Source organism: Streptomyces sp. NPDC004134 (genome assembly GCF_042874195.1).
Taxonomy (GTDB): Bacteria; Actinomycetota; Actinomycetes; order Streptomycetales; family Streptomycetaceae; genus Streptomyces.
The window spans coordinates 256,087-274,296 of record NZ_JBIAMS010000002.1; the positions used below are offsets into that span (position 1 = coordinate 256,087).

Sequence of the window (18,210 nt, forward strand, 5' to 3'; positions counted from 1 at the left end):
GATCGCCCGTATGCCCGCACGCTTCAAGGACCTCGCGCTGGACGCCCGGGACCACCAGGCGCTCGCCGACTGGTGGTGCACCGCCCTGGGGTACGCCCGCCGGCAGGACACCACCGAGGAGTGGCCCGCCGAGTGGCCGGTGCCCATCCACGACCCGGCCGGGCAGGGCCCGCTGATCTGGATCAACCCGGTCCCGGAGGCGAAGACCGTCAAGAACCGGATGCACCTCGACGTCTGGGGGGTGCCGGCGGAGATGGAGGCGCTGGGCGCGACGCTGGTCCGCCGGCGTGACGACGAAATCGAGTGGACCGTCATGGCCGACCCCGAGGGCAACGAGTTCTGCGTCTTCGAAGAGGAACGGTGACGGCCGAACTGCGGGCCCGCTATGCGGCGTACGACTGGCGGCCGGTGACCGACGGCATGTCGGGTGCGGGCGTGTGGCGGCTCAGCGGGCCCGGCGAGCTGTTCGTGAAGACCGCGGCGGCCCGGGACGGGCACCCCGAGCCCGGGTCCGACCTGCGGCACGAGGCGGCGTGCACCCGGTGGCTGCACGCCCAGGGGCTGCCCGCGCCCGAGGTGGTCGACGTCGGGGCGGCGGACGGGACCACGTGGCTGGTGACGCGGGCGCGGCCCGGGCGGTCGCTGGCCGAGCCGTGGCCGGCGGAGCTGCGGGCGGGGGCGGTCGGGGCGCTGGCCCGGTTCACCCGGCGGCTGCACGAACTGCCCCTCGCCGGCTGCCCGTTCGTACGGGACCTGTCGGTGACGGTGTCGCTGGCCGGAGCGGCGGTCGCCGCCGGGCTGGTGGACGAGGAGGACTTCGACGACGGCCGGCGGGGCATGAGCGCCGCCGGTCTCCTCGCCGAGCTGGAGCGCACCCGGCCCGCCGGGGAGGACCTCGTGGTCTGCCACGGCGACCTGTGCGCGCCGAACGTGCTGGTCGACCCGGTGACGCTGGAGGTCTCCGGCGTCATCGACCTGGGCCGCCTCGGCGTCGCCGACCGGCACCTGGACCTCGCCCTGGCGGTCCGCAGCTTCACCGACGAGGACCTCAACCCGCAGCACGGCCCGGCGGCCGCCGAGCTGTTCCTGAACGCGTACCTGGCGGCCGGCGAGGGGGACGTGCGCGTCGACCCGGCGCGGACGGCGTTCTACACCCTGCTGGACGAGTTCTTCTGACGCCCCGTCACACCCGTCACGGCTCCTCCGGCGCCCCGGTGGGTCCCGGCGGGTCCGGCGGCTCGCCCGCCAGCTCGACGCCGTGCGGCGCCCACTCCCGCGGCACCGCGAAGACGGCGAGCACGTCGAAGGGCTCCGCGCACTTCCGGTACGCCGTGGTCTCCGCCGGCTCCGCGAACAGGCCCTGCTCCTTGGAGCTGCGCAGGTCGGCGGAGCCGGCTCGGGTGCACCCGGTGCTCCACGCGAAGGCGACCAGCGCCTCGGTCCCGAAGTCCCGCCGGGCCCGCCCGGCGGCGCCCTTGGCGTCCTCCGCCGCCCCCGGGTACCGCCGCGCGAAGTCGGCGACGTCCGCGCGCGAGCGCAGCACCGTACGCACCGGCTCGTACCCGTGACCGGACTCGAAGTGCACCAGGTCCGCGCCCGGCACCGGCACCCCTAAGCTCCGCTGCGAGTCCCCCAGCACCGCCCACACCCCGCTGACCAGCAGCAGCCCGGACACGACGGCGCCAGCCAGGATCAGCCGCGGACCCCGCGGACCCCGCGGACCGCGGGGCTTCCGCTCGCGCGGGGCCCCCTCCCGCCCTGCCCGGTCGCGCGCGTGGGTATCGGCCCGTCCTCGTCGCCGCTGGAGAACCACAGCCCCGTCAGCTCCTCGATCGCGGTTCGCGTCTCACCCATACCGACCAGTGTGCCGCCCGCGGGCGGCAACGGACCCTGCCCTTTCCGCCGGGGGCGTGGACGGCGCCGGTCAGTAGACTGGCCGGTAGGTAAAGGAGGCGGAGTGGCCGGTACGCGGGTGGACGGGCGGGTCGAGCGCGGCAATCAGACGCGCAGGCTCGTGCTGCGGCGGACGATGGACATCGCCTCGGTGGAGGGCCTGGAGGGCCTGTCGCTGGGCCGGATCGCGAGCGAGCTGGGGCTGAGCAAGAGCGGCGTCTTCGCGCTCTTCGGCTCCAAGGAGGAACTGCAGCTCGCGACCGTGCGGGCCGCGGGCGCCGTGTTCGCCAAGACCGTGGTGGGGCCCGTACAGGACCAGCCGCCGGGGGTCGGCAGGCTGCTGTCCCTCTGCTCCCACTGGCTGCGCTACTCGCGCGAGCGCGTCTTCCCCGGCGGCTGCTTCTTCTACGGCGCGGCGGCCGAGTTCGCCTCCCGCAGCGGCGCCGTGCACGACGCGGTGGCGGCGGCGCACCGCGACTGGGCGGCGTACGTGGAGCGGACGGTCGAGGAGGCCCGCGCCGCCGGGGAGCTGCGGGCGGACACCGCCCCGGGCCGGCTCGCGTTCGAGCTGATCGCGCTCCTGGAGCACGCCAACCTGCTGTCGCTGCTGCACGGCGCGCAGGACGCGTACGACCTGGCCGCCGCCGCCGTCGTGGCGCGGCTGCGCGAGGTGGCCGCGGAGCCGGACTCAGTCCCGGACGCGCTCCCCTGCTGAGACGAACTCCAGCGCCGTGCGCACCACGCCCGGGTCCGCGAGGATCCGCCGGTGCCCGAGGCCGCTGGTGCGGTGCTGCCTGACCTGCCCGCCGTAGGCCGCCGCGGTCTTGTCCGCCTGCGCGGCCGCGACCATGCGGTCCTTCTCGTCGTGGACGAGCAGGATCGGGAGCGTGACCTCGGCCGGCCGGTACGTGACGTCGAAGCGCCGCCACAGGTCGTGCTCGCCGGGGAACATGTCGATCTCGACGCGCCGCCGCAGCGCGGTCCTCACCCGGGGCCCGAGGCCGAGTCCCGCGCAGAACACGTCGACGACGTGGTCGAAGTCGGCGACGCCGGAGATCACCACGAGGCGGTCCGCCGCGGCGGCGCCGCGCAGCGCGAGGAAGGCCGCGGAGCCGCCGAGGGAGTGCGCGACGACGGCCTCGAACCTGCCGTGCTCCTCGTACAGCCGGGCGATGATCTCGCGGTACTCCAGCACGGTGGTGCGGCGGCCCTCCGAGGCACCGTGGGCGGGGGCGTCGAACGCGACGGGCGTGTAGCCGGCGGCGCGCAGCGCGGCGATGTACGGCGCGAAGTGCGCGGCCCGCGAACGCCAGCCGTGCACGAGCAGCACAGGCCGCTCGCCGTCGCCCCAGCAGTACGTGACCACGTTCTTGCCGGCCACGGTGAGGCTGCCGGTGAACGCACCCGCGAGGAGCCGGCGTTCGGCGTCGTCGAAGGCGCGGTCGGCGCGCGGGTGGCGGTAGAGGACGAGGGCGCCGCGGCCCGCGAGACCCGGGGAGACGGCGGCGGTGGCGTTGAGGACCTTGCCTATGAGCGCGGTGACGACAGGCTTCATGGTCAGAAGATAGCACGACCGTTCGCTCAGTTTTGAGCCCGGTGAACGGGTCCGGGTGAGACGCGGGCGGCAGCGCGCGCCGGCCCCGGCGGTCCGCCGGGGCCGGCGCGGCGGCTCAGCCGGCGCGGTAGGCGTCGATGATCGTCTGCTCGATCGCCCGGCCCTCGGCGGCCGTGCCGCGTACCCGTACGGACACCTCCTGACCAGGACGCGGCCACACCTGCGGTGCCAGCGCGGTCAGTTCACCGTCCCGCCCGGGGACCACCAGCGCCTCGTGCCAGCGCTCGCCGCCGTCGGTGGAGGCCCAGAACCGCACGCTGCCGCGCTCGGTCCTGATCGCGTCCTCCGGGCCCGCGGTGGACGTCAGCCGCAGCCCTACGGTGAGCGGCCGGTGCGCGGGGACGGCTCCGTCGCGGTCGGTGCGCGGCGCGTAGTCGACGCCCAGCAGCCGCACCCGCTCCTGCCCCACCAGCGGATCCGCGGGACCGCGGGCCGGGAAGGTCCAGCTCGTGCGGGTCTCGCTGCCGATGGGCAGCGCCTCGCGGTCGGGCCGCGAGGTGTGCTCCAGCCGGTACGTGGCGGGTTCCGGCGTGACGGGGAAGAAGCTGGTGTCGGGGCGGGCCGGGATCTCCTTGCCGTCGCGGAAGAGCCGCAGGCTCTCGTTCCCGGCGGACGCGACGTTCCAGACCGGGCCCTGGTGTTCGCCGTCGCTCAGCGACACCGGCAGGTCGAGCTGGTCGCCGTAGTGCAGCCCGGCGATGACCGCCGGGGCCGGGGCGCCGTACCAGACCGGATCCGCGCTCTCCCCCGGCTCGTACGGGAGCGTGGGCGCGCACAGCCGCGGGAACGCCGGCTCGGGGCCGAGGACGCAGTGGCGCCACGCCACGTCCGGCCGCGCGGTGACCATCTCGACGCGGCGCCGCGGCACGTCGAGCGGGTACTCGTGGACGATGGTGGACAGGATGCCGTCCGGGCGCGCCTCGCGCGATTCGGTGTACGTGTCGTCGCGGCCGTGCAGCGAGCGGTAGTCGGCCTCGACGCGGGCCAGTTCCCGGGCCTCCGCGCGGGTGACGCGGTAGCGCGGCGGGTCGGGGATCGTCTTGCCCTGGCCGAGCACCAGCTCGTAGACGTCGGCCTGCCGCCCGTGCGGCCTGCCGTCGGCCTCCAGCCGCCAGCGGGTCGCGAACGCCGAGGTGCCGTGCCGTACCGGCTCGGTGGGCTGGAGGAAGACCCGGCCCTGCTCGACCTCCTCGCCGGAGGCGTAGATGCCCTCGTCCATCCCGCCGGTGCCGGACTCGTCGCGGCGGGCGTAGTGGACGGAGGCGTCCCGCACCCTGGTGTCCGCGCCCTCGACGGTCGCGGGGCGCAGCGGCAGCGCCTTGCGGGCGTCGATGGTGTACGCGATGTCGCCGTCGAGCATGACCTCGGGCGAGCCGGCGAACGCGACGGAGGCGGGCTCGCCGCCCGCGGCGGGCGTCTCCACCTTGGCCAGCATCGACAGCGGTCCCGGCAGCATCCGGGCGGTGGCGCGGCCGTTCTCGTCCAGGTGGACGGTGCGGAAGCCGCCGCCGGTCTCGGGGTACGTCTCCCGCATGTTGAGCACCCACAGGCTGCCGCCCGCCCAGGGGCGGCCGTTCCGGTCCAGGACGGTCAGGTCCACGTCGTGGCGGGGCGGTTCGAGGTAGAAGCTGAGCGGCAGGGTGACGGTGTCGTGCCCGCTCTCGGTGAGGACGACGGCGCCGGAGTAGACGCCGGGTGCGACGCCCTCGGGCGTCAGCGTGACCGTCACCCGCTCGGTGGCGCCGGGTGCGACGGTCACGGCGGCGGGCGTCACGGTCACGGCGTCGTCGGCGAGCGGGGCGCCGGCGCGCTCGGTGGCGAGGTCGGTGAGGGAGATCGCGCGCGGCTCGGTGCCGTTGTTGGTCAGGGTCAGCTCGATCGACGCCGGGCGCTCTCCCTCCGGGTAGCGCAGGTAGCCGAAGTCGACGTTGCCGCGGTCGAGTTGCAGGGTCTCGTTCGCCGCGCCCGGCAGGTCGAGGACGCCGGCCCCGGCCGCGTGCGGCCGGGGTGCCGCGGCGTCGCCGTCCGCGGTGGTCATGAGCGCGGTCTTCAGCCGCCGCCAGTCCCAGTCGGGGTGCTTCTGCAGCAGCAGCGCGGCGGCGCCTGCAACGTGCGGGGTGGCCTGCGAGGTGCCGCTCATCTCCGTGTACGGATCGGCCGTACCGCCGCCCGCGCGGGCGCCGGTGACGGCGACGCCCGGGGCGATCAGGTCGGGCTTGGAGAGGAACGCGCCGGTCGTCGGGCCGACACTGGTGAACCGGGGCGTACCGCCGTCGGCGCCCGCGGCCCCCACGGTCAGCGCGCTCTCCGCCACGCCCGGGGTGCCGATGGTGCCGCCGTAGGGTCCCGAGTTGCCCGCGGCGACGACGAAGAGGGTGCCGGTGTCGGCGGCCAGGGCGTCGAGCGCGCGGGCGACGGGGTCGTTCCCGGGGTTCTCGGGCGCGGTGCCGCCCAGGCTGAGGTTGACCACGTCGGCACCCTGCTCGGTGGCCCACTGCATGCCGGCGATGATCCAGGAAGCCCGGCCCACGCCCTCGCCGTCGAGGACCCGGCCGGACAGCAGCCGGGCGCCGTACGCGACGCCCTTGCGGGCGCCGCCGGACGCGGCGCCGCTGCCCGCGACGAGGGAGGCGACGTGGGTGCCGTGGCCGTTGCTGTCCTCGGTGGTGCCCTCGCCGGTGAAGTCGGCGGCGCCGGCGACCCTGCCGCGCAGGTCGGGGTGGTCGGCGTCGACGCCGGTGTCGAGCACGGCGACGTCCACGCCGGCGCCGCTCAGCCCGGCGTCCCACACCTCGGGGGCGCCGATCTGGCTGAGGTTGCCGTCGAGTTCCGCGGCCTCCAGGCTGCGGTCCAGCCACACCCGGCGCACCCCGGCCGCGGCCGGGCCCGCCGGCCGGGCGAGGGTCGCGGCGAAGGTGCCGGCGCTCTTCTTGGGCAGTTCGACGGCGACGGCGTCGAGGGCGGGCAGCGGCAGGGCGTCCTCGCGGGCCGCCGCGCCGGCCGCGGCCAGCGGGCGGGGGCCCTGCACGATCAGCGGGAGCGCGCCGGTGGAGGCGTCGTCGTAGCCCATCTCGACGAGGGCGGTGACGTTGAAGAGTTCGAGGTCGAGCACTTCTGGGACGAGCCCGGCGGCGTCGTCCGGGACGACGTAGACGTCGCCGCCGTCGCGCAGGGTGGTGAAGGAGCGGGTGCCGGAGCCGGACCGCGGGGTGACGGTGACGGCGGGGGGACCGTCCGCGGCGGGGGCGTCGATGGTGACCTCGTCGCCGGTGACGAGGGTGACGGTGGCGGAGTCGGACGCGGGGGCGGAGGCGCCGCCCGCGGGCGGCGCGGCGAGGGGCGGGGGGCCGGCCGCGGCCGGCGTGGCCGACAGGGCCGGGAGCGTGAGCCCGCCGAGGAGGAAGGCTGTCACGGCGGCGCGGACGTGCTGAGGGAGCCGTCTGGAGGACATGATCCCGGTCTTACCCCGGCGGACCTGCGCGGCGGAACGAATCTTCGTGGCGTCTTGTCGCCACGTCCACAAGTAGCCACCATGGCCGGATGCTTGAGGCCCTGGGGATACCGCCGTACGCCGAGTCCGTCTACCGCGCGCTGCTCGCGGCGCCCGGCCGCACCGTCGCCCAGCTCGCCGGGGAGCTGCGGCGCTCCGAGCGCGCCACCCGGCGCAGCGTCACGGAACTGGAGGAATGCGGCCTGGTCAGCCGGCTGCCCGGGCGTCCGGTGCGGCTGCTGGCCACCCGCCCGGACACCGCCGTCGACCTGCTCGTCGCACGGCGCCGCCGGGAGCTGGGCGAACTGCAGCGCAACGCGCGGACGCTGGCGGCGACGCTCAGCGCGGGCCGGCAGCCGGACGAGTTGCTGGAGGTCCTCACCGGCCGGCAGGCCATCGCGGAGCGCTTCGGCCAGCTCGTCCGGGGCTGCGAGCGGGAGTTGCTGGTCTTCGACCGGCCGCCGTACGCGACGGACGTGACGCCCTCGGAGGAGGGCGTGACGGCGCGGCTGCACGAGCAGGTGGTGGTGCGCGGCATCTACGCCCCGGAGTCGCTGGAGTACCCAGGCGCGCTGGCCGCGGCGCGGCGGGCGGCGGCCAACGGCGAGCAGTCGCGCGTCCATCCGCAGGTGCCGATGAAGCTGGCGCTCGCGGACCGCGCGGTGGCGCTGCTGCCGATCGCGCTCGACGACCAGGTGGACAGCGCCCTGGTGATCCGCCCGTGCGCGCTGCTGGACGCGCTGGTCAGCCTCTTCGAGCTGCTGTGGCAGCAGGCCGCCCCGCTGCTGCCGCGGCCGGTGCCGGACCGTCCCTCGTGCTCGGACCTGGGGCTGCTGACGCTGCTGGCGGCGGGGGTCAAGGACGAGGCGATCGCGCGGCAGTTGGGCGTCAGCCCGCGGACGGTCACCCGGCGGGTGGCGGAGCTGCTGGACGAGCTGGGCGCCCGTACCCGCTTCCAGGCGGGCATCCTGGCACAGCGGCGCGGCTGGCTTCCCGACCCCGAACCACCCGGCCGGCAGGGGTAATTCACGCCGCTCCCCTGCGCCTTGCATTGTTCCATGGCCATATCGCCGCGTTATGTAAGCGATTTCTCCGCCCGAACCCCGGAACCTTGATTTCCGGATGGCGAACTCCCAGCTCAGACCCGTGATTTCCGGGGAGATGAATTCCCGTTTCGCCCGGTGCCCTGTTTACCTCCCGCTGAACTCGTGTTTACGCTCTGGCGATTCCCCTTCGACGTACACGCGCCGAAGTCCCCATGGGAGGAAAACGCGAATGAACGGACGAATGCGCACCATCATGCGGCTCGGCGGGTTAACGACCGCCGTCGTGGCCGTTCTGTCGATGTCGGGCGCGGCCGCGGCCGCCGGCGGCCCGGAGCCCACGCCCCCGCCGGCCACGCAGATCGTCGGCGGCCAGCCCGCCTCCGAGACGTACTCCTTCATGGCCTCACTGCAGAGTGCCTCGGGCAGCCACACCTGCGGCGGCAGCCTGGTCGACCCGAGCTGGGTCGTCACCGCCGCGCACTGCGGCACCCCTTACCAGGTGCGGATCGGCACCACCGACCGCACCGCGGGCGGCGAGGTCCGCCGCGTCGTCGAACGCCGCCAGCTCGCCGCCGACATGACCCTGCTGCGGCTAGGCACCCCCTCGACCAAGACCCCCGTCCCCATCGCCGCCGCCGCGCCTGCCGGTTCGGCGACCCGGCTGATCGGCTGGGGGCAGACCTGCCCGACCCGCGGCTGCGGCGCCCCGCCGGTGGGGCTGCGGCAGCTCGACACCACGGTCCTCGCCGACTCCTCCTGCGCGGGCATCCAGGGCGCGTACGAGCTGTGCGTGAACGGCGGCGGCGGCCGGGGGGCGTGCTACGGCGACTCCGGCGGCCCGGCGGTCGTCGGCGGGCCCGGCGACTGGCGGCTCGTCGGCGCCACGAGCCGCGGCACGGCGGGCACCTGCGCCGTCTCCCCCGCGATCTACGGGGACGTGACGTCGGTGAAGTCCCGGATCGACGCCATCATCGGCGGCGCCTGACCGGGCGGTCACGGGCCGGCCGCCACGAGGCGCGCCGCGGACGGCCGAGGCGTACCGGGACGCCCGGCGAGTACAGGACGCTGACCGGGTCGCCGGCGGGCGCGGGCAGGCCCGCCGCCGCGACCAGGTTCTCCTCGCACCGCACCAGCTCCGCGCGGTGCAGCGGCCAGCGGGGGTGCTCGTTGGGCAGGTAGGCCGTCCCGCCGAAGAAGGCGGTGTGCAGCCCCCAGCGCGCGGTGAGGAAGTGCTCCAGCTCGCTCGGCTCGCCGACCCGTGCGCCCGGACGCACGGTCAGGCGGCTGTACGCGCCGCGCGGGCCCGGCCGGCGGCGCGAGCTGGTGTAGACGACGGTGTCACCGGCCCGGCGGACGGCCATCCGCGACCACACGTACGGGAGCCCGAAGCCGAGCCGGCCCAGCACCACGGGGACCAGCCGGGCGGCGTCCAGCGAGCGGAAGACGACACCGCGCCGCCCGCGGCCGTCGACCGAGTACAGGCGCACGTTGGTCTCCGGGAAGGAGCCGAGGTACGGCACCGCGGGCAGCCGCAGCCACCCGACGCGGTGCATCCGGAAGGCGATGAGCCCGACGTACGCGACCCCGTCGTGCGTGTCCGGCACGGTCCCGCGGGGCAGCAGCCGCGCCACGGCGTCCGGCTCGGCGGCCCAGTGGACGAACGTCAGGTCCAGCCACTGCTGGGTGAGCAGCGGGAACCGTACGGCGTGCGGGGCGTCGGGGGTGACGGGCTCGGGCGTGTGCACGGTGCCAGCATCGCAGCGCCGGCGCTGCGCGGCCCGGCGGGCCCCGCCGCGGCCGCGTCAGCCGAGGTGCCGGGCGAACGCCTCGTGGGCCCGGGTGTCGAAGAGGACGAAGCGCACCTCGTCGAAGGCCCGCTTGTCGACGGCCTCCTGGACGGCGGCCACCGCGATCCCGGCCGCGTCGTCCAGCGGCCAGCCGTACGCGCCGGTGGACACGGCGGGGAGCGCCAGCGTGCGGGCGCCCAGTTCGCGGGCGACGGCCAGCGACTCGCGGTAGCAGGAGGCCAGTTGCGCCGAGCGGTCCTCGCTCCGCGACCACACCGGGCCGACGGTGTGGATCACCCAGCGGGCCGGCAGCAGTCCCGCGGCGGTGGCCACCGCGCTACCCGCGGGCAGGCCGTCCGGGTAGGCGGCGGCGCGCAGTTCGCGGCACTCCGCCACGATGCTCTTGCCGCCCCTGCGGTGGATGGCGCCGTCGACGCCCCCGCCCCCCAGCAGCGAGGAGTTGGCGGCGTTGACCACCGCGTCGACCTGCTGCTCGGTGATGTCGCCGCGCACGGCCGTGAGCACACCCATGGCGCCACCGTAGTACGGGCACGGGGCCGGCGCCGGGCGAGCCCGCCCCGTACGGCGGCTCAGACGGTGACCGACGCGCCCTCCGCCACCGGCTCGCCCCCGGCCACCGCGCTCGCGTCGGCGTCGAGGTCGCGGCGGACCAGCGCCGCGTACCTGCCGCCGGCGGCCATCAGCTTCTCGTGCGGGCCGAGTTCGGCGATCCGGCCGTCGTGCAGGACCGCGATCTGGTCGGCGTCGCGGATCGTGGAGAGCCGGTGCGCGATGGTGATCGTCGTACGGCCCGCGGCCAGCGCGTCGACCGCCTCCTGCACCGCGCGCTCGGTGCGGGTGTCCAGGGCGCTGGTGGCCTCGTCGAGGATGAGCACCGGCGGGTCGCGCAGGATGGTGCGGGCGAGGGCCAGGCGCTGCTTCTCGCCGCCGGAGAAGCGGTAGCCGCGCTCGCCGACCAGGGTGTCGTAGCCGTCGGGCAGGGCGGCGATGTGGTCGTGGATCTGCGCGGCGCGGGCGGCGGCCTCGATCTCGGCGTCGGTGGCGTCCGGGCGGGCGAAGCGCAGGTTGTCGGCGACGGAGGCGTGGAAGAGGTACGTCTCCTGGGCGACGACGCCGACCGCCCGGGCGAGCGAGTCGAAGTCCAGCTCGCGCACGTCGGTGCCGTCGAGGGTGACCCGGCCGCCGGTGACGTCGTACAGCCGCGGCACCAGGTAGCCCAGGGTGGACTTGCCGGCGCCGGTGGGGCCGACGATCGCCAGGCTGGTGCCGGCCGGCACGGTGAGATCGACGTCGCGCAGCGTCGGCTGACCCGCCTCGTACGCGAAGTCGACGCCCTCGAAGCGCACCTCGCCGCGGGGCTTCGCCAGCCGCACCGGGCGCTCGGGCTCGGCGATGTCGACGGGCAGGTCGAGGTACTCGAAGATGCGCTGGAAGAGGGCGAGCGAGGTCTGCATCTGCACGCCGGTGGAGAGCAGGCTGACGGTGGGCCGGAAGAGGCCCTGCTGGAGCGAGACGAAGGCGACGACGGTGCCGATGGACACGGCCTGCCCGCCGCTGCCGGAGGCCAGGCCCGCGGTCCAGTAGATGACGGCCGGCATGGCGGCCATGACGACCCCGATGGTGGCCATCCGCCAGCGGCCCGCCATGTTGGCCCGTACCTCCAGGTCCACCAGGCTCTCGGACTCGTCGGCGAAACCGCGGGTGAGGCTGTCGGAGCGGCCCATGGTGCGGCCGAGCATGATGCCGCTGACCGACAGCGACTCGGTCACGCCCGCGGCCATGGCGGCCATCTGCTTCTGCCGCTGTGAGGTGATCTTCTTGCGCTCGCGGCCGACCCGGCGGGCGATCCAGACGAAGAGCGGCAGCAGGAGCAGCGAGACGACGGTCAGCCGCCAGTCGAGCGCGAGCATCGCGACGACGGTGGCGATCACGCTGGTGAGGTTGGAGACCAGCGAGGTGGCGGTGGTGGTGACGGTGGCCTGCATGCCGCCGATGTCGTTGGCGATGCGGGACTGCACCTCGCCGGTGCGGGTGCGGGTGAAGAACGCCAGCGGCATGCGCTGCAACTGGGCGTAGACGGCGGTGCGCAGGTCGTGCATGACGCGCTGGCCGACGGTGGTGGAGATGAGGGTCTGGAGCACGCCGAAGACGCCGCCGAGCACGGCGACGCCGACCATGCCGAGCGCGAGCAGGCTGAGCAGTCCGGTGCGGCCCTCGGGCAGGGCGGTGTCGACGACCTCGCGGAGCAGGAACGGCGAGGCGACCGAGACCAGCGAGGACGCGGCCACCAGCAGCCCGACCACGGCGAGGCGGCCGCGGTACGGGCGGAAGAGCGCGAGGATCCGGCGCACCTGGGCAGGCTGCTCCGGATCGGAGGGCGCGGGTGACCACCCGTCGAGTGGATCGTGCGGCATGGGCCTCCTAGAAGAGTGTGACGACCTTATGGGAGGGTAGCTCATTGTTACCTATATGCACAATGAATATGCTCCTGCTACCCTCGGAGCGTGTCCCAGTCGCCCCCGCCCCCCGCAGACGTGACCGGCCAGTTGGCGGAGCAGCTCCTGCTGCTCACCCGCCGGATCCACTACGCGCAGAAGCACCACTTCAAGCCGCTGGGCATCACGCCCGCCCAGTCCCGGCTGCTGCGCACCCTGGAGCGCCACGAGGAGCCGCCGCGGATGGCCGACCTCGCCGAGCACCTCGGCGTCGTGCCCCGCGCGGTCACCACCCACGTCGACGCACTGGAGGCGGGCGGCCTGGTGCGGCGCGTACCCGACCCGGCGAACCGCCGGGTGATCCGGATCGAGACCACCGCGGCCGGCCGCACGGCGCTCGCCGAGCTGCACCGGGCCCGCCTCGCGGCGGCCGCGGACGTACTGGAGCCGCTGTCGGAACAGCAGCGTGAAAAACTGCTGGGGCTCATCGCCCCCCTGGTCGACACGCACGGCCACGCCTGCTGAGGAGTCCGTTCCATGCCGTTGCTCCAGCCCAAGCCCTCGGCCCTGCGCCCCGGCCGCGGAGCGGCGGCGCCCGCGCCCGACCGGGTCGCCGACGACCTCGCCGCGGGCACGCCGGAGCCGCTGCGCGGGGAGCTGACGGCGCTGCTGGGCGCGGCGAAGGTGCTGACGGGCGCCTCGGACCTGGTGCGGTACGCCTCGGACGCCAGCCCGTACCGCTTCGTGCCGCAGGCGGTAGCCGTCGCCGAGACGGTCGCGGACGTCTCGGCGCTCTTCCGGTTCGCCCGCGAGCACGGCCGGAAGCTGGTCTTCCGGGCAGCGGGCACGTCGCTGAACGGCCAGGCGCAGGGCGAGGACATCCTCGTCGACGTACGCCGGCACTGGGCGGGCGTCGAGGTGCTCGACGACGCGGCGCGCGCCCGCGTCGGCCCCGGCACCACCGTCGTACGGGCCAACGCCACCCTCGCCCGGCACGGCCGCGTCCTCGGCCCCGACCCGGCCAGCGCCATCGCCTGCACCCTCGGCGGCGTCGTCGCCAACAACGCCTCGGGCATGACGGCGGGCACCACGCGCAACTCGTACCGCACGCTTGCTTCGCTGACCTTCGTGCTGCCCTCCGGCACCGTCGTGGACACCGCCGCGCCGGACGCCGACGAGCGGCTGGCCGCCGCCGAGCCGGAGCTGTGCCGCGGGCTGCTCGCGCTCAGGGCGGAGGTCGAGGCGGACGCGGAGCTGACGGCCAGGATCCGCGCCAAGTACGAGATCAAGAACACCAACGGCTACCGGCTCGACGCCTTCCTCGACGGCACCACCCCCGTGCAGATCCTGCGCGGGCTGATGGTCGGCTCCGAGGGCACGCTCGGCTTCATCGCCGACACCGTCTTCGACACCCTGCCGCTGGACCGGTACACCTCCACCGCGCTGCTGTTCTTCCCCACCCTCCAGGCCGCCGCGACCGCGGTGCCGGCGTTCAACGCCGCCGGGGCGCGGGCCGTGGAGCTGATGGACGGCAACACCCTGCGCGCCTCGGTGAGCGTCGCCGGGGTGCCCGCCGACTGGGCGGAGCTGCCGAAGGAGACGGCGGCGCTGCTGGTGGAGTTCCGGGCGCCGGACGAGGCGGCGCGGGAGGCGTACGAGGAGGCGGCGGCCGGGGTGCTGGCGGGGCTCGACCTCGTGGCCCCGGTCGGCTCCGTCGCCGCGGAAGCCAACGCGTTCACCCGCGACCCGGGCCGTATCGGCGGCTACTGGAAGGCGCGGAAGGCGTTCGTCACCGCCGTGGGCGGCTCCCGCCCGGCCGGTACGACCCTCATCACCGAGGACTTCGCCGTCCCGCCCGGCCGGCTCGCCGAAGCCTGCGAGGCGCTGCTCGGACTCCAGGCGCGGCACGGCTTCGACGCCGCCGTCGCCGGCCACGCCGCCCACGGCAACCTGCACTTCCTGCTCGCCTTCGACGCCGCCGAGCCCGCCGACGTCGAGCGGTACGCGTCGTTCATGGACGACTTCTGCCGGCTGACCGTCGAGCGCTTCGACGGCTCGCTGAAGGCCGAGCACGCCACCGGCCGCAATATCGCCCCGTTCCTCGCGCTGGAGTGGGGCGAGCGGGCCACCGGGCTGATGTGGCGGATCAAGGAGCTGATCGACCCGCAGGGCATCCTCGCCCCGCGGGTGCTGCTCGACCGCGACCCGCAGGCGCACCTGCGCGGGCTGAAGACCATCCCGCGGATCGAGGACGTCGCCGACCCGTGCATCGAGTGCGGCTTCTGCGAACCCACCTGCCCCAGCGGCGACCTGACCACCACCCCGCGGCAACGCATCGTGCTGCGCCGGGAGATGCTGCGCCAGCCGCCGGACGCGCCGGTCACCGGGAGCCTTCTCCAGGCGTACGGGTACGACGCCGTCGACACTTGCGCCGGCGACTCGACGTGCAGCCTGGACTGCCCCGTCGGCATCGACACCGGGCAGATGATGAAGGACTTCCGGCACGCCCGGCACTCCGCCCGCGAGGAGCGCGCCGCCGCCGTCACCGCCCGCCGCTTCCGCCAGGTCGAACGGGCCGCCCGGCTGGCCGTCGCCGTCGCGCACCGGCTCGGCGACCGGGTGCCGGGCGCCGCGACCCGGCTCGCGCGCCGCGCGGTGCGCCCCGACCTCGTACCCGAGTGGCTGCCGGAGATCCCCGCCCCCGCCGCGCGCCGGCTGCCCGCCACCGTCCGCGAGGGCGCCGCCGCCGTCTACTTCCCGGCGTGCGTCAACCGCATCTTCGGCGGCCCGGACGACGCCCGCGGACCGAACCTCGCGGAGGCCGTCGTCGCCGTCTCCGCCCGCGCCGGACGGCCGGTGTGGATCCCCGGCGACGTCACCGGCACCTGCTGTGCCACCATCTGGCACTCCAAGGGCTACGACGACGGCACCCGGCTGATGGCCAACCGCATCGTCGAGGCCGCCTGGCGCTGGACCGACGGCGCCCGGCTGCCGGTCGTCGTCGACGCCTCGTCCTGCACCCTGGGCCTCGCGCACGAGGTGGTGCCGTATCTGACGGAGGCGAGCCGCAAGCTGCACGCGCAGCTCACCGTCGTGGACTCGCTCGACTGGGCCGCCGACGAACTGCTGCCCCGTCTGACGGTCGAGCGCAAGACGTCCTCCGCCGTGGTCCACCCGACCTGCTCGATGCGCCACCTGGGCAACACCGGCCGGCTCACCGCGCTGGCCGAGGCGGTCGCGGAGGAGGTCGTCGTGCCCGACGACGCGGCCTGCTGCGCCTTCGCCGGCGACCGAGGCATGCTGCACAAGGAGCTGACCGCGTCCGCGACCGCGCGCGAGGCCGCGGAGGTCACCGCCCGCGACTACGGCGCGCACCTGTCGGCGAACCGGATGTGCGAGATCGGCATGGACCGGGCCACCGGCCGCTCGTACCGCTCCGTACTGCTGGAGCTGGAGCGCGCCACCCGCCCCGCGGGGGTCCGGGGGCGCCGCGGATAAGTCCATCCGGCCCGGGCGGTAAGTCCAACGCCTCAGTGGTGCAGACCTCTTGTCGGCGCGCCCGGGTCCGGCGAGGGTGGCGGCGAACCTTCCGCACACCTTCCGGAGGACGCATGCGCGAGGAGAACGCCACCCCGAAACCGGGCGATTCCGACGACGGCTACTCCCGCCGTTCGGTTCTGCGCTCGGCGGGCATCGCCGGTGCAGGGCTCGGCCTGGGCGCCTTCGGCGCCTCCCAGGCCCAGGCGGCAGAGGCGGGGGCCGCCGGAGAAGCCGCCGCACCGGCCGTACCGCCGCGGCGCGGCCGGACGATGATCGGCGTGCCCTTCGAGACCCACACCACCGTACGGGTCGGGATCGTCGGCCTCGGCAACCGCGGCGGCGGCATGATCGACCTGTTCCTGGCCCAGCCGGGCGTCCGGGTGACCGCGCTGTGCGACCCGGTCGTGGACAAGGTGGAGCGGGCCGCGAAGAAGGTCGTCGCGGCCGGCCAGCCGGCGCCCGCCACGTACACCAAGGGCGACCACGACTTCGAGCAGCTCTGCGCCCGCGGCGACATCGACTTCGTCTACGTCGCCACCCCCTGGGACTGGCACTTCGAGATGGCCAGGGCGGCCATGACGAACGGCAAGCACGTCGGTGTCGAGTGCCCCATCGCGATGACCGTGAAGGAGCTGTGGGATCTCGTCGACCTGTCCGAGCGCACCCGCAGGCACTGCATGCAGTTGGAGAACTGCGCGTACGGCAAGAACGAGATGCGGGTGCTCCGCATGGCGCACGCCGGGCTCTTCGGCGAACTGCTGCACGCCGCCGGCGCGTACAACCACGACCTGCGCGGGCTGATGTTCGACCCCGACTACTACGAGGGCCCGTGGCGCCGGCTGTGGCACACCCGGCTGCGCGGCGACCTCTACCCCAACCACGGCTTCGGCCCGACGGCCAACTACATGGACGTCAACCGCGGCGACCGCGTCACGCAGATCTCCAGCTTCGGCACGCCGGCCCTGGGCCTCGCGGAGTACCGCGAGGAGCACATGCCCGCCGGCGACCCGAGCTGGAAGGAGACGTACATCGGCAGCGACCGCACCTTCAGCGTGCTGCAGACGGCCAAGGGCCGCGTCATCCGGCTGGAGCACGACGTCTCCACCCCGCACCCGTACAGCCGGATCAACTCCCTCGGCGGCACGAAGGGCGTCTTCGAGGACTACGAGCCGCGCATCTACCTGGAGCCGATGCACACCGACGACCGGTGGCACAGCTTCGGGGACTTCGCGGAGTACGACCACTGGCTGTGGAAGGAGCACTCCAACCCGCCCGGCGGCCACGGCGGCATGGACTACATCATGATCTTCCGGCTGATGCAGTGCATGCGCCTCGGCCTGGTCCCGGACTTCGACGTCTACGACGCCGTGACCTGGACCGCGCCCGTGCCGCTCAGCCACCAGTCGATCAAGGCGGGCGGCAAGCCGCAGCAGATCCCCGACTTCACCCGCGGCGGGTGGAAGGACAAGCGCTCCGGCGTCGACTCGGAGAAGCCCGACGGGGCGTGAGCACCGTCTGACGGCGCGCGGCGCCGCTAGCCGGACAGGGAGGCCCGGTCGCCCATCACGGCGACCGGGTCCTTCCGCGGGTCCAGGGTGCGCAGCAGCTCCGTCATCCCGGACTTGGAGATGCTGACGCAGCCCGACGTGCCGCTGCCGTGGTCCATGTGGAACCAGATCGAGCCGCCCTTCCCCTGCCCCTGCGGCCGGGTCGGGTCGAGCGGCGAGGTGCCCCGCACGCGGTTGTAGTCGATGGCGATGACGAGGTCGAAGTCGTTCCAGTGCGTCTTTGGCCAGTAGTGGGGCGCGGCGAAGGCCGGGCTCCGGAGGTACGGGAGCTTCGCGCCCGGGTCGGCGAGGACGCCGCCGGCGTCGGAGAGCGTGAACACCCCCACGGGGCTGCGCTTGTCACCCTCGCGGTGGTCGGGGGTCCAGCCCTTCTTGCCGTTGTGCCCGGGCCAGCTCTCCCGGCGCTGCCAGTTCCCGCCGCGCTTCTCGTAGAGGACGACGGTGGCGTCGGCGGAGTCGGGGCCCTTGCCGTAGACGGCGACGGCCTGGCGGGAGTCCGCGGGCACCTTCCCGTTCAACCGGGCGCCGACGCCGGGGATGTCGCCGGGCGGGGTGCTGGGCGACGCGCTCGCGCCGCCGGTGGCCGCGCCCTTGCCCGTACCGCCCGTGCCGCCCGTACCGCCGCCGTCGCCGCCGGAACCGCCGCAGCCCGCCAGCAGAAGCAGCCCCACCGCCGCGGCGGCCGTCCGGCGCGGCAGCCGCCCGCTCGTCCCGTACGCACGCATACACCCATCGTCACACGCCGCGTCCCGCGCTCCGCCGGGTGGTCCCCCGCGGGCCGTGGCGCAATGGTCACGGCGCGGGGGAAAACCGGT

The 18,210-nt window shown here is 74.8% G+C and carries 16 protein-coding genes; 8 read left to right on the forward strand and 8 right to left on the reverse strand.

What is annotated here, in order from left to right; genetic code table 11:
* Window positions 1-10: 10 nt before the first annotated feature.
* Both ACFYVJ_RS04380 and ACFYVJ_RS04385 read left to right on the forward strand, forming a co-directional pair.
* Window positions 11-364, forward strand: a complete 354-nt coding sequence (locus ACFYVJ_RS04380; RefSeq protein WP_388886508.1) for a VOC family protein — start codon at window positions 11-13, stop codon at window positions 362-364.
* Window positions 361-1,176, forward strand: a complete 816-nt coding sequence (locus ACFYVJ_RS04385; RefSeq protein WP_388886509.1) for an APH(3') family aminoglycoside O-phosphotransferase — start codon at window positions 361-363, stop codon at window positions 1,174-1,176. Before ACFYVJ_RS04380 ends, ACFYVJ_RS04385 begins: the two co-directional genes overlap by 4 nt.
* A gap of 16 nt (window positions 1,177-1,192) precedes the next feature.
* On the opposite strand, the gene ACFYVJ_RS04390 is transcribed toward ACFYVJ_RS04385, so the two are convergent.
* Both ACFYVJ_RS04390 and ACFYVJ_RS04395 read right to left on the reverse strand, forming a co-directional pair.
* Complete coding sequence (locus ACFYVJ_RS04390; protein WP_388886511.1) at window positions 1,193-1,675, reverse strand: hypothetical protein; 483 nt, start codon at window positions 1,673-1,675, stop codon at window positions 1,193-1,195.
* 17 nt (window positions 1,676-1,692) lie between these two features.
* Window positions 1,693-1,854, reverse strand: coding sequence for a hypothetical protein (locus ACFYVJ_RS04395; RefSeq protein ID WP_388886513.1), 162 nt, complete (start codon window positions 1,852-1,854; stop codon window positions 1,693-1,695).
* 103 nt (window positions 1,855-1,957) lie between these two features.
* On the opposite strand from ACFYVJ_RS04395, the gene ACFYVJ_RS04400 reads away from it, so the two are divergent.
* Window positions 1,958-2,608 (forward strand): TetR/AcrR family transcriptional regulator, encoded by a 651-nt coding sequence (locus ACFYVJ_RS04400; protein ID WP_388886515.1) that lies wholly within the window; start codon window positions 1,958-1,960, stop codon window positions 2,606-2,608.
* Here ACFYVJ_RS04400 and ACFYVJ_RS04405 read toward each other — a convergent pair.
* Window positions 2,582-3,448, reverse strand: coding sequence for an alpha/beta hydrolase (locus ACFYVJ_RS04405; RefSeq protein ID WP_388886516.1), 867 nt, complete (start codon window positions 3,446-3,448; stop codon window positions 2,582-2,584). The genes ACFYVJ_RS04400 and ACFYVJ_RS04405 overlap by 27 nt on opposite strands.
* A gap of 115 nt (window positions 3,449-3,563) precedes the next feature.
* Entirely contained in the window at window positions 3,564-6,959 is a 3,396-nt protein-coding gene (locus ACFYVJ_RS04410; RefSeq protein ID WP_388886518.1) for a S8 family serine peptidase, read from the reverse strand.
* Window positions 6,960-7,048: 89 nt separating this feature from the next.
* Between ACFYVJ_RS04410 and ACFYVJ_RS04415 the strand changes: the two genes are divergently transcribed.
* A complete protein-coding gene (locus ACFYVJ_RS04415; protein WP_388886519.1) occupies window positions 7,049-8,023 on the forward strand; it encodes a helix-turn-helix domain-containing protein in 975 nt (324 codons plus the stop codon).
* A gap of 250 nt (window positions 8,024-8,273) precedes the next feature.
* Window positions 8,274-9,029, forward strand: coding sequence for a S1 family peptidase (locus ACFYVJ_RS04420; RefSeq protein WP_388886521.1), 756 nt, complete (start codon window positions 8,274-8,276; stop codon window positions 9,027-9,029).
* Here the strand turns inward: ACFYVJ_RS04420 and ACFYVJ_RS04425 are convergent.
* Genes ACFYVJ_RS04425 through ACFYVJ_RS04435 form a run of 3 tightly spaced genes read right to left on the reverse strand, consistent with a single transcriptional unit; the run spans window position 9,013 to window position 12,266 of the window.
* Window positions 9,013-9,789 (reverse strand): YqjF family protein, encoded by a 777-nt coding sequence (locus tag ACFYVJ_RS04425; RefSeq protein WP_388886523.1) that lies wholly within the window; start codon window positions 9,787-9,789, stop codon window positions 9,013-9,015. The genes ACFYVJ_RS04420 and ACFYVJ_RS04425 overlap by 17 nt on opposite strands.
* Window positions 9,790-9,846: 57 nt before the next feature.
* Entirely contained in the window at window positions 9,847-10,362 is a 516-nt protein-coding gene (locus ACFYVJ_RS04430; RefSeq protein ID WP_388886524.1) for an O-acetyl-ADP-ribose deacetylase, read from the reverse strand.
* A 59-nt stretch (window positions 10,363-10,421) separates the two neighbouring features.
* Entirely contained in the window at window positions 10,422-12,266 is a 1,845-nt protein-coding gene (locus ACFYVJ_RS04435; RefSeq protein WP_388886526.1) for an ABC transporter ATP-binding protein, read from the reverse strand.
* A 90-nt stretch (window positions 12,267-12,356) separates the two neighbouring features.
* On the opposite strand from ACFYVJ_RS04435, the gene ACFYVJ_RS04440 reads away from it, so the two are divergent.
* The 3 genes from ACFYVJ_RS04440 to ACFYVJ_RS04450 all read left to right on the forward strand — a co-directional run bounded on the left by ACFYVJ_RS04440 (window position 12,357) and on the right by ACFYVJ_RS04450 (window position 17,335).
* Window positions 12,357-12,812 (forward strand): MarR family transcriptional regulator, encoded by a 456-nt coding sequence (locus ACFYVJ_RS04440; RefSeq protein WP_326794680.1) that lies wholly within the window; start codon window positions 12,357-12,359, stop codon window positions 12,810-12,812.
* Window positions 12,813-12,824: 12 nt separating this feature from the next.
* Entirely contained in the window at window positions 12,825-15,785 is a 2,961-nt protein-coding gene (locus tag ACFYVJ_RS04445; RefSeq protein ID WP_388886528.1) for an FAD-binding and (Fe-S)-binding domain-containing protein, read from the forward strand.
* Window positions 15,786-15,898: 113 nt separating this feature from the next.
* Window positions 15,899-17,335, forward strand: a complete 1,437-nt coding sequence (locus tag ACFYVJ_RS04450) for a Gfo/Idh/MocA family protein (protein WP_388886530.1) — start codon at window positions 15,899-15,901, stop codon at window positions 17,333-17,335.
* Window positions 17,336-17,361: 26 nt separating this feature from the next.
* On the opposite strand, the gene ACFYVJ_RS04455 is transcribed toward ACFYVJ_RS04450, so the two are convergent.
* Entirely contained in the window at window positions 17,362-18,120 is a 759-nt protein-coding gene (locus ACFYVJ_RS04455) for a L,D-transpeptidase family protein (RefSeq protein WP_388886532.1), read from the reverse strand.
* Between the last annotated feature and the right edge of the window lie 90 nt (window positions 18,121-18,210).